Annotated in this window: 28 protein-coding genes; 27 read left to right on the top strand and 1 reads right to left on the bottom strand. The window is 57.6% G+C overall.

Annotation, left to right across the window (positions count from 1 at the left end; translation table 11 throughout):
* Positions 1-73 precede the first annotated feature (73 nt).
* The 5 genes from rplB to rplP are packed head-to-tail and all read left to right on the top strand — an operon-like array spanning position 74 to position 2,715.
* Entirely contained in the window at positions 74-916 is an 843-nt protein-coding gene (rplB, locus tag D1820_RS10295; RefSeq protein WP_014876006.1) for a 50S ribosomal protein L2, read from the top strand.
* Positions 917-919: 3 nt separating this feature from the next.
* Entirely contained in the window at positions 920-1,198 is a 279-nt protein-coding gene (gene rpsS, locus D1820_RS10290) for a 30S ribosomal protein S19 (protein WP_005980699.1), read from the top strand.
* Between the two features lie 3 nt (positions 1,199-1,201).
* The gene (rplV, locus tag D1820_RS10285) at positions 1,202-1,582 is read left to right on the top strand and encodes a 50S ribosomal protein L22 (RefSeq protein ID WP_008560423.1); all 381 of its coding nucleotides are present in this window, start codon (positions 1,202-1,204) and stop codon (positions 1,580-1,582) included.
* The gene (gene rpsC / locus D1820_RS10280; protein WP_024095828.1) at positions 1,582-2,289 is read left to right on the top strand and encodes a 30S ribosomal protein S3; all 708 of its coding nucleotides are present in this window, start codon (positions 1,582-1,584) and stop codon (positions 2,287-2,289) included. The genes rplV and rpsC overlap by 1 nt, the downstream gene beginning before the upstream one ends.
* A gap of 12 nt (positions 2,290-2,301) precedes the next feature.
* A complete protein-coding gene (gene rplP / locus D1820_RS10275; protein ID WP_014876004.1) occupies positions 2,302-2,715 on the top strand; it encodes a 50S ribosomal protein L16 in 414 nt (137 codons plus the stop codon).
* 118 nt (positions 2,716-2,833) lie between these two features.
* Here rplP and D1820_RS10270 read toward each other — a convergent pair whose 3' ends face one another.
* Positions 2,834-3,301 carry a DM13 domain-containing protein gene (locus tag D1820_RS10270; RefSeq protein ID WP_118068913.1) on the bottom strand — a complete coding sequence of 156 codons (468 nt, stop codon included), beginning with the start codon at positions 3,299-3,301 and terminating at the stop codon, positions 2,834-2,836.
* 122 nt (positions 3,302-3,423) lie between these two features.
* Here D1820_RS10270 and D1820_RS10265 point away from each other — a divergent pair, with 122 nt between their 5' ends.
* The 22 genes from D1820_RS10265 to D1820_RS10160 all read left to right on the top strand — a co-directional run bounded on the left by D1820_RS10265 (position 3,424) and on the right by D1820_RS10160 (position 16,130).
* A complete protein-coding gene (locus tag D1820_RS10265; protein ID WP_118068911.1) occupies positions 3,424-4,044 on the top strand; it encodes a TIGR02466 family protein in 621 nt (206 codons plus the stop codon).
* A 67-nt stretch (positions 4,045-4,111) separates the two neighbouring features.
* Positions 4,112-4,456 (top strand): hypothetical protein, encoded by a 345-nt coding sequence (locus D1820_RS10260; protein WP_162894087.1) that lies wholly within the window; start codon positions 4,112-4,114, stop codon positions 4,454-4,456.
* Positions 4,457-4,529: 73 nt separating this feature from the next.
* Positions 4,530-4,895 (top strand): hypothetical protein, encoded by a 366-nt coding sequence (locus D1820_RS10255; protein WP_118068908.1) that lies wholly within the window; start codon positions 4,530-4,532, stop codon positions 4,893-4,895.
* Between the two features lie 214 nt (positions 4,896-5,109).
* Positions 5,110-5,310 carry a 50S ribosomal protein L29 gene (gene rpmC, locus D1820_RS10250; RefSeq protein WP_118068906.1) on the top strand — a complete coding sequence of 67 codons (201 nt, stop codon included), beginning with the start codon at positions 5,110-5,112 and terminating at the stop codon, positions 5,308-5,310.
* 12 nt (positions 5,311-5,322) lie between these two features.
* Complete coding sequence (gene rpsQ / locus D1820_RS10245; RefSeq protein ID WP_014875999.1) at positions 5,323-5,553, top strand: 30S ribosomal protein S17; 231 nt, start codon at positions 5,323-5,325, stop codon at positions 5,551-5,553.
* A gap of 100 nt (positions 5,554-5,653) precedes the next feature.
* Positions 5,654-6,022 (top strand): 50S ribosomal protein L14, encoded by a 369-nt coding sequence (gene rplN / locus D1820_RS10240; protein ID WP_005621870.1) that lies wholly within the window; start codon positions 5,654-5,656, stop codon positions 6,020-6,022.
* Positions 6,023-6,024: 2 nt separating this feature from the next.
* Positions 6,025-6,336, top strand: a complete 312-nt coding sequence (gene rplX / locus D1820_RS10235) for a 50S ribosomal protein L24 (protein ID WP_014875998.1) — start codon at positions 6,025-6,027, stop codon at positions 6,334-6,336.
* Complete coding sequence (gene rplE, locus D1820_RS10230) at positions 6,329-6,892, top strand: 50S ribosomal protein L5 (RefSeq protein WP_040180838.1); 564 nt, start codon at positions 6,329-6,331, stop codon at positions 6,890-6,892. Before rplX ends, rplE begins: the two co-directional genes overlap by 8 nt.
* Positions 6,893-6,910: 18 nt before the next feature.
* Entirely contained in the window at positions 6,911-7,216 is a 306-nt protein-coding gene (gene rpsN / locus D1820_RS10225; protein WP_040174804.1) for a 30S ribosomal protein S14, read from the top strand.
* A 13-nt stretch (positions 7,217-7,229) separates the two neighbouring features.
* A complete protein-coding gene (rpsH, locus tag D1820_RS10220; RefSeq protein ID WP_014875996.1) occupies positions 7,230-7,622 on the top strand; it encodes a 30S ribosomal protein S8 in 393 nt (130 codons plus the stop codon).
* A 12-nt stretch (positions 7,623-7,634) separates the two neighbouring features.
* Positions 7,635-8,168 (top strand): 50S ribosomal protein L6, encoded by a 534-nt coding sequence (rplF, locus tag D1820_RS10215; protein WP_014875995.1) that lies wholly within the window; start codon positions 7,635-7,637, stop codon positions 8,166-8,168.
* An 11-nt stretch (positions 8,169-8,179) separates the two neighbouring features.
* A complete protein-coding gene (rplR, locus tag D1820_RS10210; RefSeq protein WP_014875994.1) occupies positions 8,180-8,539 on the top strand; it encodes a 50S ribosomal protein L18 in 360 nt (119 codons plus the stop codon).
* 168 nt (positions 8,540-8,707) lie between these two features.
* The gene (gene rpsE, locus D1820_RS10205) at positions 8,708-9,274 is read left to right on the top strand and encodes a 30S ribosomal protein S5 (RefSeq protein ID WP_014875993.1); all 567 of its coding nucleotides are present in this window, start codon (positions 8,708-8,710) and stop codon (positions 9,272-9,274) included.
* Positions 9,275-9,286: 12 nt separating this feature from the next.
* Entirely contained in the window at positions 9,287-9,475 is a 189-nt protein-coding gene (gene rpmD / locus D1820_RS10200) for a 50S ribosomal protein L30 (protein WP_014875992.1), read from the top strand.
* A 338-nt stretch (positions 9,476-9,813) separates the two neighbouring features.
* The gene (locus tag D1820_RS10195) at positions 9,814-10,029 is read left to right on the top strand and encodes a DUF1127 domain-containing protein (RefSeq protein ID WP_118068905.1); all 216 of its coding nucleotides are present in this window, start codon (positions 9,814-9,816) and stop codon (positions 10,027-10,029) included.
* A 505-nt stretch (positions 10,030-10,534) separates the two neighbouring features.
* Positions 10,535-11,143 carry a hypothetical protein gene (locus tag D1820_RS10190; RefSeq protein ID WP_118068903.1) on the top strand — a complete coding sequence of 203 codons (609 nt, stop codon included), beginning with the start codon at positions 10,535-10,537 and terminating at the stop codon, positions 11,141-11,143.
* 156 nt (positions 11,144-11,299) lie between these two features.
* On the top strand, positions 11,300-11,770 hold the full coding sequence (gene rplO / locus D1820_RS10185; RefSeq protein WP_014875986.1) for a 50S ribosomal protein L15: 471 nt from the start codon (positions 11,300-11,302) through the stop codon (positions 11,768-11,770).
* A 110-nt stretch (positions 11,771-11,880) separates the two neighbouring features.
* A complete protein-coding gene (gene secY / locus D1820_RS10180) occupies positions 11,881-13,245 on the top strand; it encodes a preprotein translocase subunit SecY (protein WP_118068901.1) in 1,365 nt (454 codons plus the stop codon).
* Positions 13,242-13,889, top strand: a complete 648-nt coding sequence (locus tag D1820_RS10175) for an adenylate kinase (protein ID WP_118068900.1) — start codon at positions 13,242-13,244, stop codon at positions 13,887-13,889. The genes secY and D1820_RS10175 overlap by 4 nt, the downstream gene beginning before the upstream one ends.
* Positions 13,890-14,224: 335 nt before the next feature.
* Positions 14,225-14,593: a 30S ribosomal protein S13 gene (rpsM, locus tag D1820_RS10170; protein ID WP_014875983.1), complete on the top strand. Its 369-nt coding sequence runs from the start codon at positions 14,225-14,227 to the stop codon at positions 14,591-14,593.
* A gap of 15 nt (positions 14,594-14,608) precedes the next feature.
* Entirely contained in the window at positions 14,609-14,998 is a 390-nt protein-coding gene (rpsK, locus tag D1820_RS10165) for a 30S ribosomal protein S11 (protein ID WP_014875982.1), read from the top strand.
* Positions 14,999-15,113: 115 nt separating this feature from the next.
* Positions 15,114-16,130 (top strand): DNA-directed RNA polymerase subunit alpha, encoded by a 1,017-nt coding sequence (locus D1820_RS10160; RefSeq protein WP_014875981.1) that lies wholly within the window; start codon positions 15,114-15,116, stop codon positions 16,128-16,130.
* The last annotated feature ends 60 nt before the right edge of the window (positions 16,131-16,190 follow it).

The following is a 16,190-nucleotide window of genomic DNA, read 5'->3' as shown; positions in this document are numbered from 1 at the left end:
GCGGGGGGCTTACACATAGCGGACCCAAAGACAAAAACCTAAGGGTCTGCACGCTAAACGGAAGACAGAAAGCATGGCACTCAAGTCGTATAAGCCGACGACGCCGGGCCAGCGTGGGCTGGTTCTGATCGACCGTTCGGAGCTTTGGAAAGGGCGTCCGGTCAAATCTCTCACTGAGGGTCTGACCAAATCGGGCGGCCGGAACAACACCGGACGGATCACTTCACGTCGTCGTGGCGGCGGCGCAAAGCGTCTCTACCGGATCGTTGACTTCAAACGGAACAAATTTGATGTCGCGGCAACCGTTGAACGGATCGAATATGACCCGAACCGGACCGCATTCATCGCGCTGATCAAATACGAAGACGGCGAGCAGGCCTATATCCTCGCTCCGCAGCGTCTGGCAGTTGGTGACAAAGTCGTTGCATCCGCAAAGGCCGACATCAAGCCGGGCAACGCAATGCCGTTCTCGGGCATGCCGATCGGTACCATCGTTCACAACATCGAAATGAAGCCCGGCAAAGGCGGCCAGATCGCCCGTGCAGCCGGTACTTACGCTCAGTTCGTTGGTCGTGATGGTGGCTACGCTCAGATCCGCCTGTCCTCGGGCGAACTGCGCCTGGTTCGTCAGGAATGCATGGCCACCGTTGGTGCGGTCAGCAACCCCGACAACTCGAACCAGAACTTTGGTAAAGCCGGCCGTATGCGCCACAAGGGCAAGCGTCCCTCTGTGCGTGGTGTGGTTATGAACCCGATCGATCACCCGCACGGTGGTGGTGAAGGTCGTACCTCCGGTGGCCGTCACCCCGTGACACCCTGGGGTAAGCCGACCAAAGGCAAGCGTACCCGCAACAAAAACAAAGCGTCGCAAAAGCTTATCATCCGCTCGCGCCACGCCAAGAAGAAGGGACGTTAATCTATGTCTCGCTCTGTATGGAAAGGCCCCTTTGTCGATGCTTACGTGCTGAAAAAAGCCGAAGCAGCGCGCGAGTCGGGCCGCAACGAAGTCATCAAGATCTGGTCGCGTCGTTCCACCATTCTGCCCCAGTTCGTGGGTCTGACATTTGGTGTGTACAACGGTCAGAAGCACATTCCCGTCAACGTCTCGGAAGACATGATTGGTCAGAAGTTCGGTGAATACTCCCCGACTCGGACCTATTACGGTCACGCTGCGGACAAAAAAGCGAAGCGGAAGTAAGTCATGGGCAAGGCAAAAAATCCCCGCCGCGTGGCAGACAACGAAGCAATGGCAAAACTGCGCATGCTCCGTACCTCCCCGCAGAAACTGAACCTCGTCGCCGGCATGATCCGTGGCAAGAAAGTTGAGAAGGCTCTGACCGACCTGACTTTCTCCAACAAGCGGGTTGCGCAGGACGTGAAGAAATGCCTTCAGTCCGCAATTGCGAACGCCGAGAACAACCATAACCTGGACGTCGATGAACTGATCGTGGCCGAGGCTTATGTGGGTAAAAACCTGACCATGAAACGCGGCCGTCCTCGTGCCCGTGGCCGGTTTGGCAAGATCCTCAAGCCGTTTTCGGAGATCACCATCAAGGTGCGTCAAGTTGAGGAGCAAGCCTAATGGGACATAAAGTCAATCCGGTCGGCATGCGCCTTCAGGTCAACCGCACCTGGGACAGCCGTTGGTACGCCGACACCAAAGATTATGGTGATCTGCTGCTGGAAGACCTGCGCATCCGTGATTTCATCAAGGAAGAGTGCAAGCAGGCAGGCATCGCCCGCGTGATCATCGAACGCCCCCACAAGAAGTGCCGTGTGACCATTCACACCGCGCGTCCGGGCGTGATCATCGGTAAAAAAGGTGCTGACATCGAAGTGCTGCGCAAAAAGCTCGCCTCGATGACAGACTCGGAACTGCACCTCAACATCGTTGAAGTCCGCAAGCCCGAGCTCGACGCACAGCTGGTCGGCGAGTCCATCGCTCAGCAGCTGGAACGTCGTGTGTCCTTCCGTCGCGCGATGAAGCGTGCCGTACAGAACGCCATGCGCATGGGCGCCCTGGGTATCCGGGTGAACGTTGCTGGTCGTCTGGGTGGCGCTGAAATCGCACGGACCGAATGGTACCGTGAGGGCCGTGTGCCGCTGCACACGCTGCGCGCCGACATCGATTACGCTCACTCCGAAGCCATGACCCCTTACGGGATCATCGGGATCAAAGTCTGGATCTTCAAAGGCGAGATCATGGAACACGATCCTCAGGCGCGTGACCGTAAAGCACAGGAACTCCAGGACGGTCCGGCACCTCGCGGTGCAGGCGGTCGTCGCTAAGGAGGAGATGACATGCTTCAACCAAAGCGTACTAAATTCCGCAAAATGCACAAAGGCCGGATCTCCGGTCTGGCAAAAGGCGGTTCGGACCTGAACTTCGGCACCTATGGCCTGAAGGCAACCACTCCTGAGCGCGTCACCGCGCGTCAGATTGAGGCTGCTCGTCGTGCCATGACCCGCCACATGAAGCGTCAGGGTCGTGTCTGGATCCGCATCTTCCCGGATACCCCGGTGACCTCCAAGCCCGTCGAAGTTCGTATGGGTAAAGGTAAAGGTTCCGTGGATTACTGGGCTTGCAAAGTGAAGCCCGGCCGCGTGATGTTCGAGATCGACGGCGTCAATGACGACATCGCACGTGAGGCCCTGCGCCTGGCCGCGATGAAGCTGCCGGTCAAGACCCGCGTCGTGGTTCGCGAAGACTGGTAATCGCTTGCGCATCCGCGCATTCGATTAGAAAAAAAGACCCCCGCTGAGCAATCGGCGGGGGTCTTCTTATGAAATCAAAAGAGGCGGGCAGTTGTCCGCCCCGGTCGGCCCGGCCAGATTAGCGATACTGCGCTGCGGTGATGAACTCGGCGAAGGTTTCGCACCAGATCACCACTGTGGTGTACTCCTCGATATTGATTCCCTCGGGGATATCTAGGATCAGACCGTCGAACATCTTCACATCGCCCACGCGGGCCGAGGTGGCCTTGATCGTCTCAAAGCCCGCTTCGTCTTCGACAAACTCCGGCGCGAGGTAGAGCTTGTAATCCGGGCCTGGTGCCAGCGCGCCCATATGGGTGATCTGCTGCGGCGACAGGCTGACACGGCCGGTGCCCCAATGCAGGAAATCGCTACCGGCCAGATCGCGGGTGAAGCTGCCGGTATATGTAGCGCCGTCCGCACTGGCGGTCAGAGTTGCGGTATCGGGGCTATCCGGCGCGGTCAGAATGGGCAGCATGTAAATCCCCAAGGCAAAGCCGATCGCCAGCGCGATACCGTGGCTCAGCAGTCTCAAAATCCAGCGCATATCATGTTCCTTTTTCGGATGAGATCAGACTAGCCAGTCCGCAGAGGAAAAGGGAAGATGCGGGTGCACAGGATCCGGCAAAGCATCTCGTACTTCACGCTGTGTTGCGCTAAAGGACGGGTATGGCACAGATAGATTCCCTCTTCGTAACCCGTCTCTACCGCGCGGCCCTGTCCGAACATGGACCCAAGGTTGACGCCGGTGAACTTGAAAACTCCTGCTTCGTGATCGCGCAAGACGACGACGCCGGCCAGGACTGGTGCGAGGAGAACGGCTATCCCGGCTACACCTCCTATGCCTCGTTGACGGATCTGCCCTGGCGCTTCCCTATCTTCGCTGACCTGGTGAAATCGCTGGACCTGCATGTCGCGGCCTTTGCCAGGGATCTGGAGCTCGATCTCGACGGGCGCGCCTTGGTGCTTGAGGATCTCTGGATCAACATCCTGCCCGAAGGCGGCACCCATGCCAGCCACATCCACCCCCATTCGGTGATTTCCGGCACCACCTATGTGTCGATGCCGGACGGGGCTTCCGCGCTGAAGCTGGAAGATCCGCGCCACGCCATGATGATGGCGCATCCGCCGCGTACTAAGGAGTGCCGGCAGGAGCTGAAGAGCTTCGTCTACCAGAAGCCTAATGTCGGCGACGTGCTGCTCTGGGAAAGCTTCATCCGCCATGAGGTGCCGATGAACATGGCCGAAGACGAGCGCGTCTCCGTGAGCTTTAACTACCGGTGGGAGTGAATCTTGGGTTGCGCTTGCAGCGATGGTAGCTATGCAGGGTGTACAACCTAAAAGGATGGCTGACTAAATGAAATCAATTCTAGTTCTTGCTTCTGTATCCCTAATGGCGCTGTCTGCCTGCGTTGATTCTGAGAAGGCAGCGATGCGACGTGCGTCTCTCATCGCGCAGATTTTTCCTAACCCGGCTGATCGAACGGGCATCCATCTGGCTTTCCCTGTGGGCTCATCGTTGGAGATCATCTACTTCAAGAACGAAGTTAGCTCTAATGCTATTGATCGTCGTGTCGCGGGCTATTGCGAACGTATCGGTAAGCCCGTCTTAAGCGTGTATAAGGCCCCGAAGGCGAGCGTTGCGACGTTAGCAAATGGAACGCAGCGACCCGCTACGACGATCTGGTATGACTGTGACTAACCTGTGAGTTCCCTTTGCCCCACCGTCATTCCAGGTGGGGTAAAATTCAAATGACGAACGGTAAGTAAGCCAGATGTACGATCACGCGGCAATCGAGCTTCTTGCCGGTGAGCAAGTCGTTCACGCCACTCACGCCCGGATTGCACCAACGCTGACTGAGGTAATCGTTATCTTGCTTTGCGCGCCAGTGGCGCTGGTGATCTGGCTGTTCATCCATCGTGCCTTTCGCTCGGTCACCTACATTATCACCACACAGCGCGTGCTGATTGTCGAAAAGCAAGGCATTGCCGATCAGATCCGCATTCAGGATATCCAGCGTGTTCAGGCGAGGCGGCACGCGATGATGATCTCTGGAACGGGTAAGCGCCTGTGGCTTGCACGGCTGCAAAACGGGTGGCAATTTGATACGATCTTAACGCGGGTTCGGGCATTGCGCTAAGCGCTGTGACCGGGTGCAAACGGTGTCGCAAACTTCGCCCTTGCTCCGACCGCCCACCTCCTGTAAGTGGACCCATCGCCTGACCCTTGATCTGTCTGGATCCAGGGCGGGTGATTCTTTTTGCCGCGTCTTTTGGCGCGGTGTGACATAACCCACCAGGTAACAAGGTGACCCATTCGGGGCCTTCTGGTGCTTAGGACAAGGAACAAAGGCGATGAACGCCAATGATCTGCGCGAGAAAACCGTGGATGAACTCCGCGATACCCTCGCATCCCTGAAAAAAGAGAGCTTCAACCTGCGTTTTCAGCAGGCAACCGGTCAGCTGGAAACGACCGCAGGCATCAAGGCGGCTCGCCGCAATGCTGCACGCGTCAAAACCATCCTGAACGAAAAAGCTGCAGCAGCAGCTGAATAAGGAGCTTCTCGAATGCCTAAACGTATCCTGTCCGGCGTTGTGACCTCCGACGCCAACGCACAGACCGTCACCGTTTCCGTAGAGCGCCGCTTTACGCATCCGGTTCTGAAGAAAACCATCCGTAAGTCCAAGAAATACCGGGCTCACGATGAACAGAACGCTTTCAAGGTCGGCGACTCCGTACGCATCATCGAATGCGCGCCGAAATCGAAAACGAAACGCTGGGAAGTTCTGGAAGCCTAAGAGTCTCATCCGAGACTCCTGGCGACTGGGCTGAACAGCAAAGTCGAAACCCTGGGGGATCACGCCACGCATCGGCGCCCCAAAGGTCGGGAGAAACCACATGATCCAGATGCAAACAAACCTGGATGTTGCTGACAACTCCGGCGCTCGCCGAGTTCAGTGCATCAAGGTTCTGGGTGGTTCCAAGCGTAAATACGCATCCGTAGGCGACATCATTGTCGTCTCGGTCAAGGAAGCCATCCCGCGCGGCCGCGTGAAAAAAGGGGACGTCCGCAAGGCCGTCGTCGTACGCACCGCCAAAGAGGTCCGTCGTGAAGACGGCACCGCAATCCGTTTTGACCGCAATGCAGCTGTCATCCTGAACAACAACAACGAGCCGGTAGGTACCCGTATCTTTGGCCCGGTTGTTCGTGAACTGCGCGCGAAAAACTTCATGAAGATCATCTCGCTCGCTCCGGAGGTGCTGTAATCATGGCTGCTAAACTCCGCAAAGGCGACAAGGTCGTCGTGCTGGCCGGCAAGGATAAGGGCAAAGAAGGCACCATTGCCTCCGTTGACCCCAAAGCTGGCAAAGCCATCGTTGACGGTGTGAACATGGCAATCCGCCACACCCGTCAGACCCAGTCCGACCAGGGTGGCCGTCTGCCTAAGGCACTGCCGATCCAGCTGTCGAACCTGGCTCTGCTGGACGCAAACGGCAAGGCAACCCGCGTTGGCTTCCGCATGGAAGGCGACAAGAAAGTGCGCTTCGCCAAAACCACGGGGGACGTGATCGATGCTTGATAACGCAACCTACACCCCGCGTCTGAAAACTCTCTACAAGGACTCCATCCGTGGCGCCCTGAAAGAAGAGTTCGGCTACAAGAACGAGATGATGATCCCCAAGCTGGAGAAAATCGTTCTGAACATCGGCTGCGGCCGTGCTGCCGTCAAAGACAGCAAGAAAGCCAAGTCTGCTCAGGCTGACCTGACCGCAATCGCGGGCCAGAAAGCTCTGACCACCGTGGCAAAGAACTCCATCGCTGGCTTCCGCGTTCGCGAAGGCATGCCGATGGGCGCAAAGGTGACTCTGCGCGGCGACCGGATGTATGAATTCCTCGACCGTCTGACCACCATCGCGATGCCCCGTATCCGCGACTTCCGCGGCGTTTCGGGCACGTCTTTTGACGGCCGTGGCAACTACGCCATGGGTCTGAAAGAGCACATGGTCTTCCCCGAGATCGACTTCGATAAGATCGACGAACCCTGGGGTATGGACATCGTGATTGCCACCACCGCGAACACCGACGCGGAAGCCAAGGCGCTGTTGAAAGCATTCAACATGCCCTTCAACAGCTAAGCGCGGGAAGGAAGAGACATGGCTAAGAAAAGCATGATCGAACGCGAGAAGAAGCGCGAGCGCCTGGTGGCAAAATACGCCGCAAAGCGTGCCGAGCTGAAAGAAATCGCAAACGACGAATCTCGCCCGATGGAAGAGCGTTTCAAAGCGCGCCTCGAATTGGCGAAACTGCCGCGTAACTCGTCGGCAACCCGTCTGCACAATCGCTGCCAGCTGACCGGCCGTCCTCACGCTTACTACCGTAAGCTGAAGATCAGCCGTATCGCTCTGCGGGAACTGGGCTCGAATGGCCAGATCCCCGGCATGGTGAAATCGAGCTGGTAAGGGAGAGACTGATATGAACGATCCTATCGGCGATATGCTCACCCGTATCCGTAACTCGCAAATGCGCGGCAAATCCACTGTCATGACACCGGCTTCCAAGCTGCGTGCATGGGTTCTGGATGTGCTCAAGCAAGAGGGTTACATCCGCGGTTATGAGTCTGCGACTGATGCAAAGGGCCACCCGGCTCTCGAAATCAGCCTGAAGTACTTCGACGGCGAACCTGTCATTCGTGAACTGAAGCGGGTCTCCAAACCCGGTCGTCGCGTTTACATGGGCGTCAATGACATCCCGTCGGTCCGTCAGGGCCTGGGTGTGTCGATTGTCTCCACCCCCAAGGGTGTGATGTCGGACGCAAGCGCACGCGCAGCCAACGTTGGCGGCGAAGTGCTCTGCACCGTCTTCTAAGGAGGCCCCACGATGTCCCGTATTGGTAAAAAACCGGTCGAACTTCCCAGCGGCGTAACTGCTTCTGTGTCCGGCCAAACCATCGAAGTCAAAGGCCCGAAAGGCGCCCGTACCTTCACCGCGACCGACGACGTCACCCTGACTGTTGACGACAATGTCGTCAAAGTTGACCCCCGCGGCAAATCCAAGCGCGCGCGCCAGCAGTGGGGCATGTCCCGCACTATGGTCGCAAACCTTGTTGCAGGCGTGACCTCCGGCTTCAAAAAAGAGCTGGAGATCCAGGGTGTGGGTTACCGGGCTCAGATGCAGGGCAACACCCTGAAGCTGAACCTGGGCTACAGCCACGACGTTGATTTCACTGCTCCGGAAGGTATCACCATTACCGCACCGAAGCAGACCGAAATCGTTGTCGAAGGTAATGATCAACAACTCGTTGGCGAAGTTGCGGCCAAAATCCGCGACTGGCGTCGTCCCGAGCCCTACAAAGGCAAAGGCATTCGCTACAAAGGCGAGTTTATCTTCCGCAAGGAAGGCAAGAAGAAGTAAGGACCAGCAAAATGGCAAACAGCAAACGCACCCTGTTTCTGAAGCGCCGGCTGCGCGTCCGGAACAAGCTTCGCAAGGTCAACGCAGGCCGTCCGCGCCTGTCCGTGCACCGCTCGAACAAGAACATCTCTGTTCAATTGATCGACGACGTACGTGGTGTGACCCTCGCTTCGGCATCGACCCTGGAAAAAGACCTGGGTCTCGTTGGCAAGAACAACGTCGAAGCAGCCACCAAAGTGGGTTCGGTTATCGCCGAGCGCGCCAAGGCGGCAGGCGTCTCCGAGGCCTATTTCGATCGTGGCGGCTTCCTGTTTCACGGCAAGGTGAAGGCTCTGGCCGACGCTGCGCGTGAAGGCGGCCTGAAGATCTAAGGATCTGCGCTCTGTGTTCTCGGTTGTCCGGGAACGCGGGGCGCACCCTAAGTCAAGGTGGATGGCGTTCGCGCCATCCCGATGATCCGGGGGTGGGCCGGTTCGGCCCTTGCCCACCTGGATTGAGTATACGTCAGGCGCTTGTCGCCAGAAAAAAAGGATTGCCTCATGGCAGAACGTGAAAATCGCCGTGGCCGTGGCCGCCGCGAAGAAGAAACACCAGAATTTGCTGACCGTCTGGTCGCGATCAACCGGGTGTCGAAAACCGTAAAAGGTGGTAAGCGCTTTGGCTTCGCCGCTCTTGTGGTTGTTGGCGATCAGAAAGGCCGCGTCGGCTTCGGTAAAGGTAAAGCGAAAGAGGTCCCTGAGGCCATTCGTAAAGCCACCGAGCAGGCCAAGCGTCAGATGATCCGTGTGCAGCTGAAAGAAGGCCGCACCCTGCATCACGACATGCACGGCCGTCACGGCGCAGGCAAAGTTGTCATGCGCACCGCACCTGAAGGTACCGGTATCATCGCAGGTGGTCCGATGCGTGCTGTCTTCGAAATGCTCGGCGTCAAAGACGTTGTTTCGAAGTCGATCGGTTCGCAGAACCCCTACAACATGATCCGCGCCACTATGGACGGTCTGAAAAAAGAGCAGTCGCCCCGTTCGGTTGCTCAGCGTCGTGGCAAAAAAGTCGCCGACATCCTGCCCAAGCGGGATGAAGCACCTGCCGCTGAAGCAGAAGCGTAAGGAGACGGACACATGGCAAAAACCATCGTTGTTAAGCAGATCGGCTCCCCGATCCGCCGCCCCGCAGACCAGCGCGCTACCCTCGTTGGCCTGGGCCTGAACAAGATGCACAAGACTCGCGAACTGGAAGATACCCCTTCCGTACGCGGTATGGTCAACAAGATCTCGCATCTGGTTGAGATCATCGAAGAGCGCGACTAAGCCTCTCTCGCATGAGCCAAGAATACAGAAAGCGCCCCGATTTCGGGGCGTTTTTTTTGTCTGGCCAACCTGTTGCTCATGTATGTCAGGCTCTCACGCCGATGCCTGTTGGGGCTGTGTGCCCACGGGTCCATGTGTCCGGAGGTGCAGAAACCCCAGAACGCAGCCCGGATGGGCGGGTTAACGTTTGAGTCACCTCCTATGCTTGGCATGCATAGCGGGCAGTCCGAGCTGTCAGTTGTTTGCGCAAACATTTGCGCCTATCTCACGGGTGTCACTGAAACAGACACAATTGAGAACAGCCGGAAATTCGTCCGGCCAGAGAAAGGACCAATACCATGGCACATGTCATCAACACCACCGACACTGGCTTCAATCTGATCGCCCGCCTGCGCGGCCTAGCAGAAGAGATCAAGGATAGCTGGGCGCGTCGCGCCGAGTACAAACGAACCTTCGCCGAGCTGGACGGCCTGTCCAACCGCGATCTGGCCGATATCGGCGTGCGTCGCTGCGATATCCCGCATATCGCCCATGTTCAGGCCTACGGCCACTGAGCTTTGCCACCCGGGGCAGATTGCAGTAATGCTGTCGCCCCTGGGTTGCCCAAGTGTCAGACCGGCTCTTTCTCCTCCCTCAGGGGCCGGACTGGACGCGCCTCCGCTTTGCGGGGGCGTTTTTGGTTTCTGAGGCGGCGGTGCCAATAAGAGGCGCGATGTCGGCCAGTAGCTGGCCGTTGCGACCCCAGCGCCCGCCCGCTCCATGATCCGTTCATGCGGCCGTGGCATTCTGCACAGGATCGCGATCACCCGCCGGACCTGACACCTCCGGCACCGATGACCAGGGCCCCGGCGTGGCAGCCGGGGAGCACGATAATATTATCCACGCACGGGAGAGATCCCGTCCCAAATCCCCCGGCGGCGCCGCCACCCTTTACCGGTCGGCCACAGACGCAACGGACACCGTAACAGACCTGCAATAGCAGTAACCGACAGGGCAGAAGCCTTGGCGGGTGTTTTGTGTGCACCTACATTCGAATTTTAGAGGGAGTGGGGCGGATACATGGCAAAGTCTTTTACAGACCTTTTAGACATCAGCAATTTCAATTGGCCGAAGGGCAAAGGAAAGACGTTCGGCCCTAGTAACGACTTTCACTCTAATATTGAGTTGACGGCGGACCCAAGCAAACGCCTCTCGCTGATGGTAAGTGGTTACAAAGAGGCTGCAGATGCACTGATCGCAGGGTTAAGTTCCCCATGGCAGCAGAACACTCAAATATACCTAATACTGCATCTATATCGGCACTTTCTGGAGTTGAGTCTCAAAGAGATAGTCCTTTGGTTCGGCGAAGACGTTCAGGTGAACCCAGATTGGAGGAGCCACTCCTTAACTGTGCAATGGAAAAAGGTTCGCGAAATAATGGAAGGGTTCGGTGTTGAAGGCGACCCAAATGCTGATGGGAAAGTGAACTCTGTAATCGAGCAGTTCAACGGTGTTGATCACGACTCCACAGCGTTTCGTTATTCAACCAAACCCTCAGGTGAGCCAATAGATCTCAGCGTGAAGCTCATTGATGTTGTGCGTCTTTCCCGTGATATGGATGAGTTGTACAATTACTTCCAAGGCACTGTTGGATACCTTAGCTCTTTACAGTCAGCGTCGGAGCGTTGAGCACTAACTGGGACCTTGATCATACAACCCTTGATCCCGCCCCGCATCGGGTCTATACGCCCCCGGTGGTCCTGTGGGCTGCAGAATCAGAAAACCAAGAAACGCCGTGTTTGCCCTAATCCGCTTCGGGGGCAGTTCCGGCAAAGGAGAAGCGATATGAAACTCAATGAACTGCGCGACAATCCAGGTGCCTCCAAAAAACGTATGCGCGTTGCCCGTGGTCCGGGTTCCGGAAAAGGTAAAATGGGTGGCCGTGGTATCAAAGGTCAGAAATCCCGTTCGGGTGTCTCGATCAATGGCTACGAAGGTGGCCAGATGCCCCTCTACCAACGCCTGCCGAAGCGCGGCTTCAACAAGCCGAACCGTAAGTCCTACGCTGTTGTGAACCTGGGCCTGATCCAGAAATTCATCGACGAAGGCAAGCTGGAAGCCGGTTCCATTACCGAAGATACCCTGATCTCTTCGGGTCTGGTACGCCGTAAACTGGACGGTATCCGCGTTCTGGCAAAGGGTGACTTCACTGCCAAGGCAACCATCGCTGTGACCGGCGCCTCCAAGGCCGCCGTTGACGCAGTCGCAAAGGCTGGTGGCGCCCTGACCGTGGCAAACACTGCCGCAGCTGAGTAACAGCTTGTGAGCGGCGTCGATGCCGCTTACATAGTCTTCAGTTTTCCATTAACGCCGCCCGAGCCGGAAAACGGCCCTGGGCGGCGTTTTCGCAAGAAGAGACCTTTTTTATGGTATCAGCAGCAGAACAAATGGCGGCGAACACCAGCTGGGCCGCTCTTGGCAAAGCCACGGATCTGCGCAACCGCATCCTGTTTACGCTCGGGCTTTTGATTGTCTATCGCCTGGGCACCTATATTCCCGTCCCGGGGATTGATGCGGATGCACTGCGCCAGTTCATGACCTCGGCAGGGCAGGGCATCGGGGGCATGGTGTCCATGTTCACCGGCGGTGCGCTTGGCCGTATGGGCATCTTTGCACTTGGCATCATGCCCTATATTTCGGCGTCGATCATTGTGCAGCTGCTGACCTCGATGGTCCCGGCGCTCGAACAGCTCAAAAAAGAGGGCGAGCAGGGCCGCAAGAAAATCAACCAATACACCCGTTACGGCACCGTGCTTCTGGCCACGGCGCAGGCCTATGGCCTCGCGGTCTCGCTCGAATCGGGCGATCTGGCGACGGATCCGGGCCTGTATTTCCGCCTTGCCTGCATGATCACGTTGGTAGGCGGCACCATGTTTCTGATGTGGCTGGGCGAGCAGATCACCCAACGCGGCATCGGCAATGGTATCTCCCTGATCATCTTCGTTGGCATCATCGCCGAGGTGCCTGCCGCAATTGCCCAGTTCCTGGCCTCCGGCCGCTCCGGTGCCATCAGCCCGGCGGTGATTGTCGCGGTGATCCTGATGATGATCGCCATCATCATGTTCGTGGTGTTCATGGAACGCGCCCTGCGCAAGATCCACATCCAGTATCCGCGCCGTCAGGTCGGCATGAAGGTCTATGACGGTGGTTCCAGCCACCTGCCGGTCAAGGTGAACCCGGCAGGCGTGATTCCCGCGATCTTTGCTTCGTCCTTGTTGCTGCTGCCGGTGACCATCTCCACCTTCTCGTCGAATGCGACCAGCGGTCCGATCATGTCTTGGCTGCTGGCCAACTTCGGCCCCGGTCAGCCGCTCTACCTTTTGTTCTTCGTCGGCATGATCGTGTTCTTCGCCTATTTCTACACCTTCAACGTATCCTTCAAGCCGGACGAGGTGGCCAATAACCTGAAGAACCAGAACGGTTTTGTCCCAGGTATCCGCCCCGGCAAAAAGACTGCTGAGTACCTTGAATATGTGGTCAACCGCGTGCTGGTTCTGGGCTCTGCCTATCTGGCAGCTGTATGTTTGTTGCCGGAAATCCTGCGCGGTCAGCTTGCAATCCCGGTTTACTTTGGCGGTACCTCCGTGTTGATTGTGGTTTCTGTTGTGATGGACACCATTCAACAGGCACAAAGCCACCTGCTTGCGCATCAATACGAAGGTCTCATTGAAAAGAGCCAGTTGCGCGGTCGCAATAAGAAACGGACACGACGGGGACCTGCACGCCGATGAGCAATATTATTCTTCTGGGCCCGCCCGGCGCGGGCAAAGGAACACAAGCGCGTTATCTGGTTGAATCACGTAATATGGTTCAGCTGAGCACCGGCGACATGCTGCGCGATGCGCAGGCGTCGGGCAGCGAGATGGGCAAACGCGTTGCCGCGGTCATCGCCCGGGGGGAGTTGGTCACCGACCGGATCGTCATCGGTCTGATCCGCGAGAAGATCGAGGAGGGGGCCGAGGGCGGTTTCATCTTCGACGGTTTCCCCCGCACGCTCGCTCAGGCGGATGCGCTGGCGGAACTGCTGCGCGAAACCGGTCAGAAACTGGATGCGGTGATTGAGATGCAGGTGGATGATACCGCATTGGTCGCCCGCATCACCGGTCGCTCCACCTGTGGCGATTGCGGTGAGGTCTATCACGACGAGACCAAGCCCTGGCCTGAGGATGGCAAATGCACCAATTGCGGTGGCACCAGCCAGAAACGCCGCCCGGACGACAACGAGGAAAGCCTCCGCACCCGTCTGATGGAATACTACAAGAAGACCTCGCCGCTGATCGGCTACTACTATGCCAAGGGCAACCTGCAGCGTCTCGACGGTCTGGCTTCCATCGAAGAGGTCCGCAAAAACCTCGGCTGGATCATGGGCGACTGATCGCCCGATCCGTTTGGATTTGAACAAACGCCCCGCGCCACCCTGGCCGGGGCGTTTTTTGTGCGCTGGTCGCGCGCTGGCAGAAAAACAACACAAATTGCGCTGCGGGTGGTTGACCTTGGGGGAAACTTCGGCCCCAGTCTTGCCGACGGGTTGACCATAGTGCGATTTCCACATAGGGAACCCCATCCCTTCTGGGAATCATCACAGGTGCGTGCAATTTCTGCTGCCCTGACCACCTCGAAATGCTGGACCAACGGGCGACACTGCCAAGGTCAAGCGTTGTGAAAAAAGGTTCCGGCGCTACGGAACCGCAACGAAAAGGAAAGTGACACGTGGCACGTATTGCCGGCGTAAACATCCCGACTGCAAAGCGGGTACCGATCGCCCTCACCTATATCACTGGCATTGGCACGACCTCTGCTGAAGCCATCTGCGAAGCCGTAGGCATCGACGCAACCCGTCGTGTAAACGAGCTGTCCGACGCTGAAGTTCTGGCCGTGCGTGAGCACATCGACGCCAACTACACCGTCGAAGGCGACCTGCGCCGTGAAGTTCAGATGAACATCAAGCGTCTGATGGACCTCGGCTGCTACCGCGGTCTGCGCCATCGTCGTAACCTGCCCGTTCGCGGTCAGCGTACCCACACCAACGCTCGTACTCGCAAAGGCCCCGCAAAGGCCATTGCTGGTAAGAAGAAATAAGGGAGGGTTTGATCAATGGCACGCGATAAGACTCGTACCAAGCGCAAAGAGCGCAAGAACATCGCCTCCGGCGTTGCACATGTGAACTCATCGTTCAACAACACCAAGATCCTGATCTCGGACGTGCAAGGCAATGCGATTTCCTGGTCCTCCGCAGGCACCATGGGCTTCAAAGGGTCGCGTAAATCGACTCCTTATGCGGCTCAGATGGCTGCTGAAGACGCAGGCAAAAAAGCGCAGGAACACGGCGTTAAAACCCTGGAAGTCGAAGTTCAGGGCCCCGGTTCGGGCCGTGAATCCGCACTGCGCGCTCTGGCTGCAGTGGGCTTCAACATCACCTCGATCCGTGATGTGACCCCGATCGCGCACAACGGCTGCCGTCCGCCGAAGCGCCGTCGCGTCTAAGCGACACTGATTTTTGCTGGGGCTTTGCGATTTCTGCAAGGCCCCAGTACGCCATTTGAAACCTCGGGCGTCTGTACCTTCGGACATGAGGTATAGACAGGAATGGAGGGACCGCATGATCCACAAGAATTGGGCTGAACTGATCAAGCCGACTCAGCTTGACGTGAAGCCGGGCAATGATCCCGCACGCCAGGCCACCGTCGTGGCTGAACCGCTGGAGCGCGGCTTTGGTCTGACACTGGGCAACGCGCTGCGCCGCGTCCTGATGAGCTCGCTGCAAGGCGCCGCCATCACCTCCGTGCAGATCGACAACGTCCTGCATGAATTCTCCAGCGTCGCCGGCGTTCGCGAAGATGTCACCGACATCATCCTGAACCTCAAAGGTGTGTCGCTGCGCATGGAAGTCGAAGGCCCCAAGCGTCTTTCGATCAATGCCAAAGGCCCCGCAGTTGTCACCGCCGGTGACATCTCCGAATCCGCTGGCATCGAAGTGCTGAACCGTGAACACGTGATCTGCCACCTTGATGATGGTGCGGATCTGTTCATGGAACTGACCGTCAACACCGGCAAGGGCTATGTCTCTGCTGACAAGAACAAGCCTGAAGATGCGCCCATCGGCCTGATCCCGATCGACGCCATCTATTCGCCGGTCAAGAAGGTCTCCTATGACGTTCAGCCGACCCGTGAAGGTCAGGTTCTGGACTACGACAAGCTGACCATGAAGATTGAAACAGACGGCTCCATCACGCCCGATGACGCGGTCGCCTACGCGGCCCGTATCGTGCAGGACCAGCTGTCGATCTTCGTCAACTTCGACGAACCGGAATCGGCAAACCGTCAGGACGACGATGATGGTCTCGAGTTCAACCCGCTTCTGCTGAAGAAAGTGGACGAGCTGGAACTGTCTGTCCGTTCGGCAAACTGCCTGAAGAACGACAACATCGTCTACATCGGCGATCTCATCCAGAAGACCGAAGCAGAAATGCTGCGCACGCCGAACTTCGGCCGCAAGTCGCTGAACGAGATCAAAGAAGTGCTGTCGGGCATGGGTCTGCACCTCGGCATGGACGTCGAGGACTGGCCGCCGGACAACATCGAAGATCTGGCCAAGAAGTTCGAAGACAGCTTCTAAAAGATTGGGCGGCTTACGGGCCGCCCGAAATGCCCGGATGTGCCGGGGACAACAAGGGCA

The sequence above is a fragment of the Phaeobacter sp. LSS9 genome (assembly GCF_003443595.1).
Classification (GTDB): Bacteria; Pseudomonadota; Alphaproteobacteria; order Rhodobacterales; family Rhodobacteraceae; genus Phaeobacter; species Phaeobacter piscinae.
This window is presented reverse-complemented; position numbering and strand designations above follow the sequence as displayed.